Here is an 18,038-nt window from a genome sequence, read left to right on the forward strand (position 1 = left end):
GCCTGCGGCTGCGTCTTGCGCGGGGCGGCCTGCGGTGCGGCCGGCGCCCGCGGGGCCGCCGGCGCGCGGGGGGCCGTTCCCGTCGAGCGCTGGAACTCGAAGATCTTGCGCAGGAACCCGGGCGCCAGCGCCGAGATCGGATTGAACAGGATCTGCGGCTTGTCGATGGTTCCGCGAATGGCGAAGGTCACCCCGAACATGCCCTGTCCCTTGCCGCCCATGAGCACCTCGCCCAGCACCGGCACCGAGCTCAGGATCGAATTGATGGCATAGGCCGGGATGATGGTGCCGCCGATGTCGATGGCCTTGTCCTGCTTGCGGATGATGCCCTTGGCGGTCGCGCCCAGCACCGGCCCCTGCAGCAGCGTGTCGCCGATGGTGGCACCGGTCTGAGAGATCGAGAAGGGCATGTTGAGGCTCGAGAAGAACAGGGAGCCCTCGGTCTGCGCCCTCTGCTGTGGCGAGAGCGGAATGGGATTGCCCTTCTCGTCGAATTGCAGCGCCGGCTCGTCGACCACCTCGAAATCCCACATCCGGAGCCGCCCGTCGCTGAGATCGGCCGATCCCGCCGGGCCCAGGAGGCCGGTGAAGCTCAGCTTGCCGCCCTTCACGCGCGTATAGAAATCGCCGCCGCGCAGCATCGCCCCGCCATTGGCGGTCCCCACATTCAACTGCCGCCGCCCGCCCGCCACGGGTTCGATCGTCATGTCGACGGGCGCCCCATTGTTCCATTTGCCCTTGACCTTGATCGCGGCGATGCCCTTCTCCGTGGCCCGTCCGGAGAATTCCACCTCCACCAGCCGCTCGTTTCGAAACCCGACGACGCTGGTGATTTTGCCTTTCATTTCGGTCACTTGCGGCTTCTTCTTGGGCTTTTCCTCCTCGAACAGCGCCTTGATCATCGGCCGCGCATCGAAGCTGCTCCCGTCGATGGTGAGCTCCATATGCAGATCGTCGATGCGGTTGGCCTTCAGCGTCAGCTCATTGCCCTGGCTGAGCCGCACCACCGGAAAATCGGATCTCTGGATGTCGCCCTTGGCGTTGACCGTGAAGTTTCCCTGGATGTCGAGATCTTCGCCGGTCATGACGAAATTGCGGACCTCGAAGGCGCCGCTGCCGTCGCCCACCCCCACATCGAAATGCGCTTTCGTTCCGGCGGCGGGGCCGCGCACCCAATTGATCGCGTCCGCCTTCAGGGTCGCCTTGCTGAAATCCACATCCACCCGCCCCCCCGTCACCGACGATTTCGAGATGTCGACCGTCACCGTGACGGCGATCGGCCCGGAGACGAATTCGTTGACGTCGATGCCGAGCCGCTCCCGATCCTTGTTGTCCAGGGTCGCCGTGGCCGTGACCTTGCGCTCGTCCGGCGTATTGTCCACGAAGGACATGCGCCAGTCGAGCTTGCTCTCGACGCCGTTCAGCAGGACCTGGCCCTTCCCCTCGATGCCGAGCATGGTCGCCTGGATGTCGAGATCGCCGCCGTCGATGCTGATGTCGTCTATGGCATTGGGGAGTGAGACGCCACGGATGGAGACGCCGGCATCGAGCGTGACCTCCTCCGGCTTGATGCCGGATTTCATCGGCAGGGCGAGCTTCACCCGCCCCTCGATCGTGCCGCCGAGGTCGCCGACCCGCACCCCGGACTTGGTGATGTATTCCAGGGGCGGCTGGTTGATCAGCTCCATGAAGCCCTGGGCCGGCCCGCGCACCGAGAGATCGAAGGCGGCCGCCGTCCCGTCCACCATGAGATGGGTGACCTTCATGGTGCCTGTGACCAGCTCCACCGAGGTGCCCGAGGGCAGCGTCACCTGCCCGTTGTCGAGTTGCAGATCGAAGCTGTCGCCGCGCAGGACGCCGCTCCCCACGGCGTTCTTGATCGCCGGCAGCTGGGCGAAATAGCGCGTCTCCACATTGGCCAGGTTGAATTTGAAATTGATGTTGTCGTCGGGGATCGACTGTCCCCGCAGCGAACTCGCGATCACCTCCGACGGCAGGTCCACGATCATCTCGCCGTCAGTGATGATGCCATCCACCACATGCTCGTTGATCCAGTCCCGCGCTGCCACGGCGGCCAGCGGCGGCCAGAGCTTCTTCAGGACCGGCAGCGGCACCTGGTGCAGCCGCGCGCCGAACCGCACCGTCATCGCCTCCGGCCCCTCGATGAACGAACCGCGCAGCCGGATGCCGGCTTCACCCGCCATGATCACCAGATCGTCCACGGTGACCGAAGCCGAATCCAGCGAGGCCGTGCCGAGGAAGTCGATGCGGTCGATGGCGAGGGCATCCTTGATCTCGCCGGAGGTGTCCAGGCTGATATTATGGGCGTTGAGTTTGAAGTCGAGGGCGCTGATCCGCCCGTCGGCGGCCTGGATCGGATGGATCCGGCCGGAGAGCTGCGCTTGCGACCCGCCCACATAGAGGGCTGATTCGCCGATCACGATGTCGCCGCTCGCCGGCTCGAAGGCAAAGCGCAGCAGGCCTTCATCGACCAGGATGGACTGCGACAGGAAGTCGGGAAAGCCCACATAGCCCGCCCCGGCGCTGAGTGCGGCATCTGCCCGTGTGATCGTGCCGCTCGTAGTCATCTCGAGCCGCGCCTCCCCCGACAGCGGCACCTTGACCTCGGCGAGCTTCGACAGGGCGAAGATCTGGTCGGCCACATCGGCGGGAATGAAGTCGCGGACGCTGGCGCTGGCCGTGATTTTCTCGTCCGCCGTATTGTAGGTGGCGATCATCGCCAGTTTCCAGGGCACCCGGCCGCTGGCGATATCGGCATCCGCGATCAGTTTGAGCCCCGTCGCCTCGCGCTGGAAGTTCAGGTTGACGTCCGGCGCTTCCCATTCGGCCTCGTTGATGGCGTCGTAGAAGGAGACCCGGGCATTGGTGATGACGATCGCCTCCAGGGACGAGGCCGCCGTTTCCCCCTCATCCCGTGGCGCCAGCAGCTCCCGGCGGATGAAGGACAAGAGCCCGATCTCCTCGCTGCTTTCGGCATCCCCCTTGCCCTCCGCGGCGCTGGTCTGCGGGCCCGAGCTGCTTTGGCTGCCCTGGGTTTGGGCGAGCACGAATTCGTCATCGGGCGCCGTTGCGGCCCCGACCCCCAGCTCCAGGGCACCGTTCAGCGTCCGCCGCACCAGGATATGCGGTCCGATCAATTCGATCTTGCGCGGCAGGATCCGTCCCCGCAACAGGCCTTCCCCGTCGAAGCCCAGCGACGCGCGCGGCGCCTGTGCCAGCAGGTTGCCGTTGGGATCTGTGAGTCGGACGTTGCGCAGCCGGACGCGCGGCCGCCCCGATCCTTCCGTGCGCTCGATCACCGCATCCGTGATTTCCACCCGCATTCCCGACAGGCCGGAATTGATCATCGCCTGCAGCGGCATGCTCATGAAGCCGAGGGAGATCGGTCCCAGGCTCAGCCGCCAGAGGAAGACGAGCGACAAGACAGCGATCAGCAACACGGCGCCGCCGAGCGAAAACAGGCTCAATCTGGTAATGCGCTTGCGCAAATCGGTGAATCTATGGCTGCCTAGTGCCTGGAATGCTTAGCCTGAGAGTCTCGCTCCATAAAGGCCGCAGTCCGGGCCAACCTTGCATCGGAACGGTTGACCCGTTCGGCTATGTTCTTCATGGGAGCCTCCGCACGCGGAATACACGGTACCGTTGCGTGCAGAGTGCACGAATTCCAAGCGACTTCATCCATCATTTAAAAGAGACCAAAGGATGACGACATGACTGAAACGTTGGACCAGGGCTCGCTCGCGCCAGCCTTTTCATTGCCCGGCGACGGGTCAACGACACTGACGCTGGAGGCGTTCCGCGGCCGCAAGCTTGTTCTCTATTTTTACCCGAAGGATGATACCAGCGGCTGTACGAAGGAAGCGATCGACTTCAACGCCGCCCGCGCCGATTTCAACGCCGCCGATACCGAGATCGTCGGCATGAGCGCCGATTCGGTCGCGAGGCACGACAAGTTCAAGAAGAAGCATGGTCTCGACTTCCCCCTGGCGGCGGACGAATCCCGCACCACCCTTGAGGCATACGGGGTCTGGGTGGAGAAGAGCATGTATGGTCGGAAGTACATGGGGATCGATCGTGCAACATTTCTTGTTGATCGAAGTGGAAAGATCGCTCGGATCTGGCGCAAGGTGAAAGTTCCCGGCCACGTGCAGGAAGTTCTCGCCGCTGCACGCGCTCTCGATTGATTTGTCACAGGCCTTCGACTTTCACCGCTCAAGCGGTCCGCAAAGTAACCAACCGCAGTGACATTGACCGCGGCGATGTTACAGTGCACAAGGTCGGGATGACCTGTTGAACTGAGAGTTGTGCATCGTTTCGGGGGCGGTTGGAACAACGGCATGCGACGCCGAGAACATTGGACGACGCCGGAGGGTGGCATTCGAGAATTTCTCGGACGCCTCTTTCGTGAACGTCAGATTTACATTCGCAGCGAAGGCGATGTTCGCTTCGTCACCTTGTCCTCGCGCCTTCAGGTTCTTGTCTGCATCGGCGGACTGGGCCTGTTGTTCTGGCTCGCTTATGCCAGCGTCAATGTTGCCTTCAAGGACCAGCTGATCGCCTTGAAGGAACGCCGCATCGCCGACGTCAAGCACGCCTATGAGGTCCGCCTTTCGGAGCTGCGCACCTCCATCGACGTGGTAAATTCTCGGCTGCTGCTGGATCAGGATGCCTATCTCGCCCGGGTTGATTCCCTGCGCGCCGATTACGGCCACCTCCTCGCCCGGCAGCGCCAGCTCGAATCATTCTTCCAGCAGGGCTGGCTCCCGGCGCGCGCCTTCCAGGGCACAACCATGGCCCCGGACGCCGATCCGGCGACCGAGCAGGCCCCCGCCCAGGACTCCAATTTCGAGGATCAGACCCACCTCGCGCCGGACTCCTATCGCGTCCGCTTCCGCGAGCAGTTCGGGTCTGCCGATGAGGTTCTGCAGCCGCTCGCGGAGATGCAGGCCTTGGCCGCCGCCTTCGACGAGGCGCAGGCGACCCTGGTGACCCGCGTCGACGGCCACATCTCGGCTCAGATGAAGGCCGCCGAGGGCACCGCGACCATGGTTGGCCTGTCCCCGCGCCGGATTATTGCCGCAGCCGAACCGCGTCAGGAGGCGGTGGGCGGACCCTTCATTCCCGTCTCTCTGGGCTTGGGCGGCGATCCCCTCATCGAGCGCCTGGACGACCTTGCCGAGCGGCACGAGGACATCGTCGCTTTGCGCGAGGGGCTGCGCGACCTGCCGCTGACGGTCCCGGTCCAGGCCTATCGTCTCACCAGCGGCTTCGGCACCCGCCGCGATCCCTTCCGCCGCCGCGCGGCCCTGCATGCCGGCGTCGACCTGAAGGCACCCTATGGCGCCCCGGTCCTGGCCACGGCGGCCGGCACCGTCACCGAGGCGAAGGTCTCCGCCGGCTATGGCAAGATGGTCCTGATCAGTCATGACAATGGCATCTCCACTCGATATGCTCATCTCAGTGCGATCTCGGTCGTCCCGAGACAGAAGATTGCGAAACACGATGTCGTCGGACGCCTGGGCAGCACCGGCCGCAGTACCGGCCCTCATTTGCATTATGAAACGCGCATTAACGGGCGCGCAGTCGACCCAAAACGCTTCTGGCAGGCGCGGAATGATCTTCAAGAGCAAGAGCAGTAGAACCGAGGCGGGAGCGAAGGCGGCGGCGGCCATGAAGGCGGACGAGGACGCCGATCGGCGCAACCGTCGTGCGGGTCCCACCATCATCACCTCCGACGTGATCATCGAGGGCAAGCTGATCACCAGCGGCGAGCTGCAGATCGACGGCACCCTTCACGGCGACATTCGCGCCGCCAGCGTCGTCGTCGACAGCAACGGCTCGATTCGCGGTGAGGTGGTCGCGGAGGAGATCGTGGTCCGTGGCCGCATCATCGGCCCGCTTCACGCGATCCATATCCACATCTATGCCGATGCCCATGTGGAGGGCGACATCGTCCACGAGACGATCTCCATCGAGAACGGCGCCTTCATCGAAGGCAGCATTCACCGCGCCGAAGATCCCATCGACGTGGCGGATTCCATGCATGCCATGGAGCCGGACCCCTATCTCCCCGGCACCCGGGAACCTTTGCGCACTCTGGAGAGCCCCGACGAGCCGAAATTCCGCCCCGACATCGAGCAAGGCGGCTTCCGCCCCGCCGATCTGATGCGGACCACCCAGAGCGACTGACCCGCCGGCCGCCCGTCATCCCGGACGAAGCGCAGCGCACCCCTCTACCTGTCATCCCGGACGAAGCGCAGCGAAGATCCGGGACCCCATGCGGCTCGGGATCCCGGGTCAAGCCCGGGATGACAGCCAGAAGAAGAGCCCCTACCCCTCCGCCGGCACGCCCTCGCCCTTGCCGTGGACCCGCTGGGCCAGCGCCGCCTCTAGGAAGCTGTCGATCTTCCCATCCAGCACGCCGCCGGTATCGCTGGTCTCGACCCCTGTCCGCAAATCCTTCACCATCTGGTAGGGCTGCAGCACATAGGAGCGGATCTGGTGTCCCCAGCCGATCTCCGTCTTCTGCGCATTGATGGTGCTGGCCGCCTCTTCGCGCCGCTGCAGCTCCGCCTCGTAGAGCCTCGCCCGCAGCATGGTCCAGGCCGTCGCCCGGTTCTTGTGCTGCGACCGCTCCATCTGGCACTGCACCACGATCCCCGAGGGGATATGGGTGATGCGCACCGCGCTGTCGGTCGTGTTCACATGCTGCCCGCCGGCCCCTGAGGCGCGATAGGTGTCGATGCGGCAGTCGCTCTCGTTCACGTCGATGTCGATCGTGTCGTCGATGACGGGATAGACCCAGACCGAGGCGAAGGACGTATGCCGCCGCGCATTCGAATCGAACGGCGAGATGCGCACCAGCCGGTGCACGCCCGATTCGGTCTTCAGCCAGCCATAGGCATTATGCCCCTTGATCTGGAAGGTCGCCGATTTGAGCCCCGCCTCTTCGCCCGAATGGACTTCGATGGTCTCGGTCTTGTAGCCATGGGCCTCCGCATAGCGCAGATACATCCGCGCCAGCATCTCGGTCCAGTCCTGGCTCTCGGTCCCCCCGGCGCCGGAATGGACTTCGAGGAAGCAGTCGTTCTTGTCCGCCTCTCCCGACAGCAGCGTCTCGATCTCGCGCTTGCCGATATCGTCCCGCAGCGCCTTCAGCGTCGCTTCCGCATCGCTGACGATGCTCTCGTCGCCCTCCTCCTCGCCCATGGCGATGAGTTCGACGCTGTCATTGAGCATCTGCTCCAATCCGCGCACGGATTTCACCTGGTCTTCGATCTGCTGACGCTCCCGCATCAGCGCCTGCGCCTTCTGCGGCTCGTCCCAGAGCCCAGGATGCTCCGCGGCGGCGTTCAGTTCGTCCAGGCGTCTGAGGGCGTGATCCCAGTCAAAGATGCCTCCTCAGCAGTCCGAGCGACTGCTGGATGTGATCGACCAATGTCTGTGCTTCGGCGCGCATGCGGATCCGTTGAACCTTCTCGAAAGTGGAGAGCCTTACATAGAGTCCGAGAGCAGGCCTGTACAGCCCCCAGGCCTCACGCCGCAGCCCCACCCGTCATCCCGGCCGAAGCGCAGCGAAGAGCCGGGACCCCATGCGGCTCGGGGATCCCGGGTCAAGCCCGGGATGACAGTGAGAAGAAGAAGAGCCCCGTCCCCACCCTGGTCATCCCGGACGGAGCGCAGCGCAGATCCGGGACCCCATGCGGCTCGGGGATCCCCTGCCGCCCGGGATCCCGGGTCACGCCCGGGATGACAGTGAGAAGAAGAAGAGCCCCCTCAATAAAGCCCGCCGGTCCCCGTCGACAATCCGCCTTCCAGCTGCTGCAGCTGCTCGCCGGCCACCCCTTGCGCCACCGCACCGCCGCCGATGACGACCGTGTCGTCCGCCGGTCCCTCGCCCGGCTTGAACGCCTCCAGGATGACCTTGGGGTCGCCATAGGCCGCTCTCTGGCCATTGGTGGGATTGATGGGGATGAGCTGCACGCCCGACGGCACCCGGAACGGGATCCCCGGCTTGTCCTTCAGCGCCAGCTTCATGAAGTCGGCGAAGATCGGGGCTGCGATCTCGCCGCCCGTCGAGCCCTTGCCCATGGGCTTGGGATTGTCGTAGCCGACATAGATCCCGACGGTGAGATCGGGAGCCGAGCCGATGAACCAGGCGTCCTTCTCGTCATTGGTGGTGCCGCTCTTGCCGGCCAGCGGCTTGCCGACGGCCGCTGCCGCCCGGCCCGTGCCGCGCTGCACCACCCCCTCCATCATGGAGGTGATCTGGTAGGCCGTATACGGATTGAGGATTTCCTCGCGCTGATCGGCGATCTCGGGCTCGGCCTGGCCCTGCCACTGATCCACGCCGCAACTCGGGCAATCGCGCGCATCATGCCGGTAGATCGTATGTCCGTAGCGGTCCTGGACCCGGTCGATCAGCGACGGCTGGATGCGCTTGCCGCCATTGTCGAGCATGCTGAAGGCGGTGGTCATGCGCATCAGCGTCGTCTCGCCCGCTCCCAGCGCCATGGACAGGACCGGCGGCATCTTGTCGTAGATCCCGAAGCGTTCGGCGATCTCGGAGACCTTTTCCAGCCCCATATCCTGCACCAGCCGCACGGTCATCACGTTGCGCGACAGCTCGATGCCGCGCCGCAGCGTCGAGGGTCCGTAGAATTTGTTCGAGTAATTCTTCGGGCTCCACACATCGCCATTCGACAGCCGCACCTCGATGGGCGCATCCAGGATCACGCTCGACGGCGTATAGCCATTGTCGAGGGCGGCCGCATAGACGAACGGCTTGAACGACGAGCCCGGCTGGCGCTGGGCCTGGGAGGCTCGGTTGAACTGGCTCAACCCGTAGGAGAACCCGCCGACCATGGCCAGGACGCGGCCCGTATGCGGGTCCATGGCGACGAGGCCTCCCGACACGGCCGGCACCTGGACCAGATGGAACGTGCCGCCATCGTCGGCCGGCGCCACATAGATGACGTCGCCCGCCTTGAGCACCTGGCTCACCGCCTTCACCTGCGGTCCGAGCCCGCCGCCGTCCTTGGCCGCCCTGGCCCAGGTCAGCGCCTTGAGCGAAATGGTCCCCTGTTCGCGCTCATCGGCGAGCGCCCCGCCGACCACCCGCTTCGGCGTGAGCCCGATGCGGGCTTCCGCATTCGTCGTCTCCAGCACCACGGCCAGCTGCCAGGGGGCGAGATCGGCGGGCATGGTGATGCCGGACAGGGTCTTGCCCCAGTCGCCACTGATGTCGATGGTCTGCAGCGGTCCGCGGAAGCCGCGGGCCCGGTCATATTTCAAGAGCCCCCGCGCTAAAGCTTGGCGCGCGAAGATCTGCAGTTTCGGCTGCAGCGTGGTCCGGATCGACAGGCCGCCATCATAGAGCTTCTTCTCGCCATAGAGCTCCAGCACTTCCCGGCGCACGTCTTCGGTGAAATATTCCGCCGAGACCAGTTCCGCCCCGACTTCACGCGGCGTGATCGTCAGCGGCACCTTCATGGCCGCCTCCGCCTCCTCGCGCGTCACGAAGCCGTTTTCGGCCATCTGCCCCAGCACCCAGTTGCGCCGCTCCGTCGCCCGTTCCTTGGCGCGGATGGGGTGGTAGTTGTTGGGCGCCTTCGGCAGCGCCGCGAGATAGGCGACCTCCGCCAGGCTGAGATCGTTCAACGACTTGCCGAAATAATTGAGCGAGGCCGCCGCCACCCCATAGGCACCGAAGCCGAGATAGATTTCGTTGAGATAGAGTTCGAGGATCTTGTCCTTCGAGAAGGCCTGCTCGATGCGCAGCGACAGCAGGGCCTCCTTGAGCTTGCGGTCGAAGGTGCGCTCATTCGTCAGCAGGAAGTTCTTGGCCACCTGCTGGGTGATGGTGGAGGCACCGATCATGTGGCCGCCGCCACTGATGTAGTTTTCCGCATTCGTCAGCACCGCCCGGGCGATGCCGAGCGGGTCGACCCCGCTATGCTGGTAGAAATTCTTGTCTTCTGCCGCCAGGAAGGCTTCCGTCACCAGCTTCGGAATGGCGCTTTCCGGCACATATAGGCGCCGTTCGCGGGCATATTCGGCGATCAGCGTTCCGTCGGCCGCATGCACCCGGGTGGTGACCGGCGGCTCGTACTGGGCGAGCTGGCTGTAGTCGGGCAGCTCATCCGAGATCCGCCAGATCAAATATCCAGCACCGCCGGCCGCCACGGCGAACAGGATGAAACCGACGGTGAATAGAAACCCTAGAAAACGCAGCATGAAGCTCTCAATCTCCGGTCGGGCTCGCACCGCGCGGACCTCGTGTCCGCCATCAACCGCTGAAGCCCCAGCCTGTTAATCTCGATTGCCGCAAAGGTCCATCTTATCATGAGCGGCCACCCCGCGCGACGCCGCATCGGCTCCGCATCCGGTTCAACCCTGCGGCGAGGCAGCGATTCGGCGCTTGCGGGAAGCACTTAGGCCGAGAATGCGGCGCGGCCGTGGCGCGGGCTACTGGCGGGCCGAGACATGCGTCCCGAAGAAACCGTCCACGGCCACCTGCATGGACCGGGCGACCTTTTGCCGCCAGGCGCTGGAGGTCAGCAGCTTCTCGTCCTCGCTGGAGGAGAGATAGCCGAGCTCCACCAGAACCGAGGGGACGTCGGCTGCGCGCAGCACCCGGAAGCCCGCATAGCGATGCGGCTTGCTGCTCAGCATCGTCGTCCCGTCCAGTGTGTTGACGAGGGTCTTGGCGAAGAACACGGAATGGTTGCGCGTTTCGCGCTGCACCAGATCGATGAGGATGCCGGTCAATTCTTCGTTTTCGCCGTCGACCTCGACGCCGGCCACGAGGTCGGCCTTGTTTTCCGCCGCGGCGATTTCCGCAGCCTCCCGGTCCGAGGCCTTGTCCGAGACGGTATAGACCGTCGACCCGCGGGCAACCCCGCGCTTCAGCGAATCCGCATGGATGGAGATGAACAGATCCGCCTGCTTCTTTTGGGCCACCCGCACCCGGTTGCCGAGGGTAAGGAAACTGTCATTGCTGCGGGTCATGACGACGTCGTAGCGCCCGCTCGCCTGCAGCCGGTCGCGCAGCACCTTGGCAAAGCCCAGCACGACGTCCTTCTCAAAAGTGCCCGATTTGCTGATCGCGCCGGGATCGATGCCGCCATGGCCGGGGTCGATGACCACGATGGGCTTGGCGCGGCGCTCCACCGGCTTCTGCATCTCCGGCTTGGCGGCACCCAGCCTGCCGAAGGCCGCCGTCGGCTCCACCACCGCGCCCTCGGATCCTGCGCCCTTCGGCGCCGCCGTCTCGGCGGGCAGGGTCAAGGCGACAAGCGTCGTCTCGGCGGCAGCCGGCGCCGTCGTGGCCGGCATCGTCTCGCTTGCGGTCGCCAGCAGCGGCCGCGGCCGCGGTACCGGCGGCAGGTCCGTCTTGGCCGTTATGACCGTCTGCGGTGCGGCGGCAGCGGGTTCCGGGGCCTCTGCCGGGTCGGCTGCATTGAGATCGGCCAGCGCCGCCGTCCGGGTCTCCTCGCCTTGCCGCTCGATGCGCTCCTTGATCTTGGCGAAGGTGACGGCGTCGGTGCCGATCAGGTCGATCACCAGGCGTGCGGGCTCAGTGCCCTTGGAACTGACCATGAAGGACTTGTCGATGAGCACCGGCTGGTTCGCATCGATCACCACCCGTGACCGTTCCGCCTCGAAGCGGCCATAGCGGTATTCGCGAATCAGCCCGCGCCCCTGCGCCCCGATTCCGGCGGGCAGCTGAAATCCCACATTCGGCAGGTCGATGATGACCCGGAACGGATCGTCCACCACATAGACGCTGAAGGGAATCGGCTGGTCGAGATCCAGCACGAAGCGCGTCCGCCGCGCATCGCCGGCCACGCGCGAGGCGATCGCGTGGACGGCGGCCTCCTCGGGCGCATCCGCAGCCGGCTCCATCGCCCGCGTCGGCGCCCCGCCCGCCAGGGTCCATCCCCCGACCAACAGCGCCAGCATCATTGGACGCAGCGCTCTCTTTGCGAGGCGCAGCATCCCAGACGCCGATATGCGGAGACCCGCCTTCACTCCTGCAGCGCCCCTTGACTGACCCGACAAACCTCCCGCGGGAACCGGCGCTGCGACACCGATCTCTTCCCGCGACGTGTCGGCAGGCTAGACGGTCCGAGTTAACTAAATCTTACGGAAGCCTGGTCCAGCACTCTGAGTCGCGCGGCCATAATCGCGCTTTCGGGTCCGGTGGTGCCTTTCGGTGACAGGCCCACATTTCACTGCTCTTGCAAAACTTTGTGGAATTCCCGTAATTAGAAGTCAGAGGATCGACGATGACGTGGCATTCGGCTTTGGCACCGTCGGCTCTCGCCCCTTTCTAACGCGATGGGCGGCGTCCGCGCTTACGGCGGTTAGCTCGCTTCCCATTGCGTCTGAATTGCAGGCCTGCTCTAGGCGGGCCGCGCATTTGACCTCGTGCTTTCGGGCCGAGTTATTGAAACCGCTTCGGCCAAGGCCGAGGCTGCTATGGACTGAATCGGAACAGGCATTGCTGACGCACGCGAAGAGGGAACGGGAGAGCATTACGCCGGAGTTCAAGCTCCTTGGAGCACCGGCCGCTCTTTCTGCCACACGCGCGAGCAGCAACAACCGGCCTGCCCTCACAACATCACTATGCGCTCGCGCTCGCCCGCTGGCGGCCTCTTTGGCCGAGACCGGCGGTTTTGAGCTGCGGCCCGCGCGAGCGCGGGAGAAAGTATCCTATGGGAAGCAATATGCTGATCGACGCGGCCCACCCGGAAGAGACCCGGGTCGTCGTGCTGCGTGGAAACAAGATTGAGGAATTCGACTACGAATCGTCGTCCCGGAAGCAGATCAGAGGCAATATCTATCTCGCCAAGGTAACGCGGGTGGAGCCATCGCTCCAGGCGGCCTTCGTCGATTATGGTGGCAACCGCCACGGCTTTCTGGCCTTCAACGAGATCCATCCGGATTATTATCAGATCCCGGTCGCCGATCGTCAGGCCCTGCTGAAGCAGGAGGCCCGCGATGCCATGGCCTCCGGCGACGAGGATATCGAACCGGTCGAGACATCCGAAGCACCGAGCGCCGAAGAAGGCAATGGTGACGGCCGCCGCCGGCGCCGGCATCGCCGCCACAATGGCGCGGAAGCCGATGCCGAGGGCGGCGAAGGCGGCTCCGGCGGCGTCGAGGAGGTCGAGGAGGATCCCGAATCCCAGGCCGTCGACAGTGTCGGCGCCGAGGATGCCCTGGAGGAGGCCTCCCATTTCCAGCGCAATGTCCGCCGGGTCTACAAGATCCAGGAGGTCATCAAGCGCCGTCAGATCCTTCTGGTCCAGGTCGTCAAGGAGGAGCGGGGCAACAAGGGCGCCGCACTCACCACCTATCTGTCCCTGGCCGGCCGCTATTGCGTGCTGATGCCGAACACCGGTCGTGGCGGCGGCATTTCCCGCAAGATCACCGATGCCGGCGATCGGCGTCGCCTCAAGGAGGTGGCCCGCGAGATGGAGGTGCCCGAGGGCATGGGCGTCATCGTCCGCACCGCCGGCGCCAACCGCACCAAGGTCGAGATCAAGCGCGACTACGATTATCTGCTCCGCCAGTGGGAGAGCATCCGCGATCTGACGCTGCAATCCACGGCCCCCGCCCTCATCTACGAGGAGGGCAGCATCATCAAGCGGGCGATCCGCGACCTTTATACGAAGGATGTCGACCAAGTCCTCATCGAGGGCCCCGTCGCCCATCGTGAGGCGCGCGAATTCATGAAGATGCTCATGCCGAGCCATGCGCGCAACGTGAAGCCCTATATGGAGCCGCGCCCGCTCTTCAGCCGCTACCAGGTGGAAAGCCAGCTCGACGGCCTGTTCTCCCCCGTCGTCACTCTGAGCTCGGGGGGCTACATCGTCATCAATCAGACCGAGGCCCTGGTCTCCATCGATGTGAACTCCGGCAAGTCGACCCGCGAGCACAATATCGAGGACACCGCCCTCAAGACCAATCTCGAGGCTGCCGATGAGGTCGCCCGCCAATTGCGTCTGCGCGACCTTGCCGGCCTGATCGTCATCGACTTCATCGACATGGAGGAGAAGCGCAACAACCGCAATGTCGAGCGCCGCATGAAGGAGGCGCTGAAGAACGATCGCGCCCGCATTCAGGTCGGCCGCATCAGCCATTTCGGCCTGCTCGAAATGTCCCGTCAGCGCCTGCGCGTGGGCATGCTGGAGGGATCGACCATCCCCTGCCCGACCTGTCAGGGCCGCGGCATCGTCCGCTCCATCGAATCCTGCGCGCTGTCCGTGCTGCGGGGCATCGAGGAGTATCTCATGCGCCGCCCCGAGGATGTCACCGTCCGCTGCGACCCGCATGTCGCCTTCTATCTGCTGAATCAGAAGCGCCACAATGTTCTGACCATCGAGGCCGCTTACGCAATTTCGATCTATCTCGAGCCCTCCGACGAGCATCACAACGAGAACTTCAAGGTCGAGCGCGCCGAGGGCCGCCCGGTCCGGCCGCTGCCCATCGCCGTGCAGATCGACACCTCCTATGCCGATTTCGACGAGGAGGAAGAGGAGGTCGTGGTCGAGGAAAGCGTGGCCGAGCAGCCCGAGAGGATCGGCGATGTCGAGACTGTCGCGGAGACCGCAGAGACCGCCTTCGAGGAGCGCGACGACGAGCGCGAGCGTCACCAGCCGGGCGAGGATGACGGCAGCCGCCGTCGCCGCCGTCGCCGCGGTCGTCGGGGCGGTCGCCGCAATCGCGAGTTTGAGGGCACCGCGGCCGAGGGCCAGGAGAATGGCGACTGGGTCGATCCCGGCTCCCTGCCCCAGCCCGACACCGGCATCACCCCGATCCCCGAATTCCAGCACGCCGTCGAAGGCGACCAGGAAACCGAGGCGAGCCGCAACCGCAGCCGCAGGGGTCGCGGACGTCGCGGCGACCGGTCGCGTCGGGAGGCAGCCGAGCTGGCGCCTGCAGGTCCGATGGAGGATCGCGTCGAAGGCATCCTCTCCGTCGAGATCGAGGCCACCGGCGACGAGTCCTTGGCGGCTGAGCAGATTGCCGTGGACCTCTCCCCCGAGGCGGGCCGGATAAGTGAAGCCTCGGCCGAAGCCCCGGCCGCGCCTGCCATCAGCGACGCCGAAGCCGCCACGCCGGAGGCGACCGAACCGGCGGCAGCCCCCAAGCGCACCCGCAAGCCGCGGGTCCGCAAGACGGCCGCGGCCGAGCCAGCACCGGAGGCCGAAGCCGGCCCCGCTGAGGCGCCGGCCGAGCCTGAGGCTGCCGAGCCTGTGGCTGCTGAGCCTGCGGCCGCCGAAGAGCCGGCGCCCAAGCCGAAGCGGCGCAGTCGCGCCAAGCCCAAGGCGGCAGCGGTGACCGACGACATGATCACCGATCAGGCCGGATCGACGCCCAAGCCTGTTCCGCAATTCGACGAGGCGGCAGCATCTCCGATCCTGCCGGCGGAGCCCTCCGCTCCGACGGAGAGCAGCGAAGCCTCTGCCCCGACATCCGAGCCGGAGCCCGAGACGGTGCAGCACGAGCCGGAGCCTGAAGCAGCGCAGCACCAGCCTGAACCGGCCCGTGAACGCGTGTCTGCTGAGCCTGTCGAGCCGAAGCCCGAGCGTCCGGCCCGGCGCGGCTGGTGGCAGCGCAAGATTTTTGGCGATTGAGGCGATCCCTCCTGCGGCGCGTCCCTGGTGGAATGCGCCGCAGACCCGGGGCTTTGCCCTCGGCGCCACACGCAAATGCGTTCGGCTCAGCCCCAGTATCGCCGCAATTACTGGGGAAGGCTGAAGCCCGATCGGAGATGACGCTGTGCTGATGGGCAGATCACATATCGACTTCAGGTCACTCGCCGCCAGGGCCTGCGCCCTGGTGCTGGCGGTGGCCGTCTTCATGACCGGGATCGGCATCCGCCATCTTGAGGCGGCGGGGCTGCCCTTGATCCGCGATACCGAGATCGAGCAGCTTCTGCGCGATTACGCGACGCCGGTCTTCCGGGCTGCCGGCCTCAGGCCCGACGGCGTGAACGTCTATATTATCAACGCCCCCACCATCAACGCCTTCGTCTCCGGCGGCCAGCGCGTCTTCATCCACACCGGCCTGATCACCGAATGCGAGACGCCCAACGAGGTGATCGGCGTCCTGGCCCACGAGACCGGCCATATCGCCGGCGGCCATCTGACGCGCATGCAGCGCCAGCTCGACAAGGCCTCGACCGCCGCGATCGTCGGCATGCTTCTCGGTGTCGCCACCATGGTGGGCGCCGGTCTCAGCGGCCAGGGCGAGCTCGCCCGCGGCGGCCAGGGCTTGATGCTTGGCGGCCAGTCCTTGGCCGAGCGCAACCTGCTCTCCTATGCCCGCGCCCAGGAATCCTCCGCCGACCAGGCGGCGGTGAAATATCTGACCGCGACCAAGCAATCGGCCAAGGGCATGATCGATCTGTTCGAGAAGCTCTCGAACCAGTCCCTCGCCTCCTCCGTGGCGATCGACCCTTACGTCCTCAGCCACCCCATGCCCCTCGACCGGGTGCGCAATCTCGAGATCAACGCCCGCAAGAGCCCCTATTTCGACACCCCCGACGATCCGGCTCTGTTGGCGCGCCACCGCATGGTCCAGGCGAAGCTCACCGGCTTCTTGGGCTCGCCGCAGCGCGTCTACCAGAAATACCCCACCAGCGACACGAGCCCCCCGGCGCGCTATGCCCGCTCCATCGTCGCCTTCCGCACCGGCGACACCCGCGCGGCCATGGTCGAGATCGACGCGCTGCTCCAGGCGCAGCCGAAGAATCCCTATTTCTGGGAGTTGAAGGGCCAGGCCCTGCTGGAGGGGGGCAGTCCGAAACAGGCCATCGCGCCGCTGCGTAAGGCCGTCGAGCTCATGCCGCGGGCGGATCTGACCCGGGTGATGCTGGCCCAGGCCATGCTGTCCACCGAGGATCCTGGCCTGGTCGACTCCGCCCAGCAGCTCCTGCTCCGCGCCAAGCGCACCGAGGCCGACAGTCCCGATCTCCACGCCCAGCTGGCCTTGAGCTATGCCCGCAAGAACAATATCCCCATGGCCGATCTCGAGACCGCCGAAGTGGCCCTGCTGACCGGCGATTATGATCTCGCCAAGCAGAAGGCGAAGCGCTCCATGGCCGCCTTCAAGCGCGGCACGCCCGAATGGATCCGCGCCAACGATATCTTGAACGTCAAGACCGAAGACAGCTGACCCTCGCCCGTGGCATGGTCGGCGCCGCCTCAATCTGGAGAGTTTTCATGCGCTTTGTCACTCGTCGCCTCGCGCCCCTGGCGATGTCCTGCCTGCTCGGTGTGTCGAGTGTCGCCTCGCCGGCCTTTGCCGCCGAGTTCAACGATGCGCAGCGCGGCGAGATCGTCGACACGATCCGCAGCTATCTCCTGGCCAATCCGGAGTTTCTGCGCGAGGTCATCGCAGCCCTGGAGGCCAAGGACCAGAGCCAGCAGATGGGCCAGGCCAAGGAGGCGATCAAGGAGAACGCTTCCCTGATCTTCCGCAGCAAGACCGACATGGTGGCCGGCAACCCTGAGGGCGACGTCACCGTGGTCGAGTTCTTCGATTACAATTGCGGCTACTGCAAGCGCTCGCTCCCCGACGTGAACGCCCTCCTCGACAAGGACAAGCAGGTCCGCCTGGTGCTGAAGGAGTTCCCGATCCTGGGCCCCGGCTCGATCTTTGCCTCCAAGGCTGCCCTCGCCGCCCGCAAGCAGGAGAAATACCTGGAGCTCCACAACGCGATGATGGAACACAAGGGGACCCTCGACGAAGCCGGCGTGCTGGCCATGTCCGAAAAGCTCGGCCTCGACATCGCGAAGCTGAAGGCCGACATGGAGGCCCCCGAGGTCCAGGCGCAGATCGACGAGAGCTACAAGCTGGCCCAGGCCCTCGGCATCCAGGGCACCCCCGCCTTCATCATCGGCGATCGCTTCATTCCCGGCGCCGTCGGGATCGACACCCTCTCCGAGCTGGTGACCGACGTACGCAAGGACGGCAGTTGCTCGATCTGCTGAGCACAAAAG

General features: G+C 65.3%; 10 protein-coding genes. 6 read left to right on the plus strand and 4 right to left on the minus strand.

The annotated features are described in order from the left end of the window. On the minus strand, positions 1-3,488 hold a 3,488-nt coding region (locus tag FKM97_RS22950; protein WP_144294798.1), incomplete at its 3' end, for a YhdP family protein. Positions 3,489-3,731: 243 nt separating this feature from the next. Between FKM97_RS22950 and FKM97_RS22955 the strand changes: the two genes are divergently transcribed. The 3 genes from FKM97_RS22955 to FKM97_RS22965 all read left to right on the plus strand — a co-directional run bounded on the left by FKM97_RS22955 (position 3,732) and on the right by FKM97_RS22965 (position 6,210). Next, positions 3,732-4,205, plus strand: coding sequence for a peroxiredoxin (locus FKM97_RS22955; RefSeq protein WP_144294799.1), 474 nt, complete (start codon positions 3,732-3,734; stop codon positions 4,203-4,205). Between the two features lie 153 nt (positions 4,206-4,358). Beyond that, on the plus strand, positions 4,359-5,660 hold the full coding sequence (locus FKM97_RS22960) for a M23 family metallopeptidase (protein ID WP_144294800.1): 1,302 nt from the start codon (positions 4,359-4,361) through the stop codon (positions 5,658-5,660). After that, entirely contained in the window at positions 5,635-6,210 is a 576-nt protein-coding gene (locus tag FKM97_RS22965; protein WP_170241090.1) for a bactofilin family protein, read from the plus strand. The genes FKM97_RS22960 and FKM97_RS22965 overlap by 26 nt, the downstream gene beginning before the upstream one ends. A gap of 141 nt (positions 6,211-6,351) precedes the next feature. Here FKM97_RS22965 and prfB read toward each other — a convergent pair. From prfB to FKM97_RS22980, 3 genes are all read right to left on the minus strand, one after another. After that, a protein-coding gene (gene prfB, locus FKM97_RS22970; protein WP_144294862.1) for a peptide chain release factor 2 occupies positions 6,352-7,480 on the minus strand; the annotation gives its coding sequence in 2 pieces (ribosomal slippage) (positions 6,352-7,410 and positions 7,412-7,480; 1,128 coding nt in all). 317 nt (positions 7,481-7,797) lie between these two features. Next, positions 7,798-10,257 (minus strand): penicillin-binding protein 1A, encoded by a 2,460-nt coding sequence (locus FKM97_RS22975; RefSeq protein ID WP_144294802.1) that lies wholly within the window; start codon positions 10,255-10,257, stop codon positions 7,798-7,800. Positions 10,258-10,488: 231 nt separating this feature from the next. Next, a complete protein-coding gene (locus FKM97_RS22980; protein WP_144294803.1) occupies positions 10,489-12,021 on the minus strand; it encodes an N-acetylmuramoyl-L-alanine amidase in 1,533 nt (510 codons plus the stop codon). A 719-nt stretch (positions 12,022-12,740) separates the two neighbouring features. Between FKM97_RS22980 and FKM97_RS22985 the strand changes: the two genes are divergently transcribed. From FKM97_RS22985 to FKM97_RS22995, 3 genes are all read left to right on the plus strand, one after another. After that, positions 12,741-15,668, plus strand: a complete 2,928-nt coding sequence (locus FKM97_RS22985) for an Rne/Rng family ribonuclease (RefSeq protein ID WP_144294804.1) — start codon at positions 12,741-12,743, stop codon at positions 15,666-15,668. 151 nt (positions 15,669-15,819) lie between these two features. Further along, positions 15,820-17,211, plus strand: coding sequence for a M48 family metalloprotease (locus FKM97_RS22990; protein ID WP_144294805.1), 1,392 nt, complete (start codon positions 15,820-15,822; stop codon positions 17,209-17,211). Positions 17,212-17,258: 47 nt separating this feature from the next. Continuing rightward, positions 17,259-18,029, plus strand: coding sequence for a DsbA family protein (locus FKM97_RS22995; protein ID WP_170241092.1), 771 nt, complete (start codon positions 17,259-17,261; stop codon positions 18,027-18,029). The last annotated feature ends 9 nt before the right edge of the window (positions 18,030-18,038 follow it).

The organism is Rhodoligotrophos appendicifer, from assembly GCF_007474605.1.
Classification (GTDB): domain Bacteria; phylum Pseudomonadota; class Alphaproteobacteria; order Rhizobiales; family Im1; genus Rhodoligotrophos; species Rhodoligotrophos appendicifer.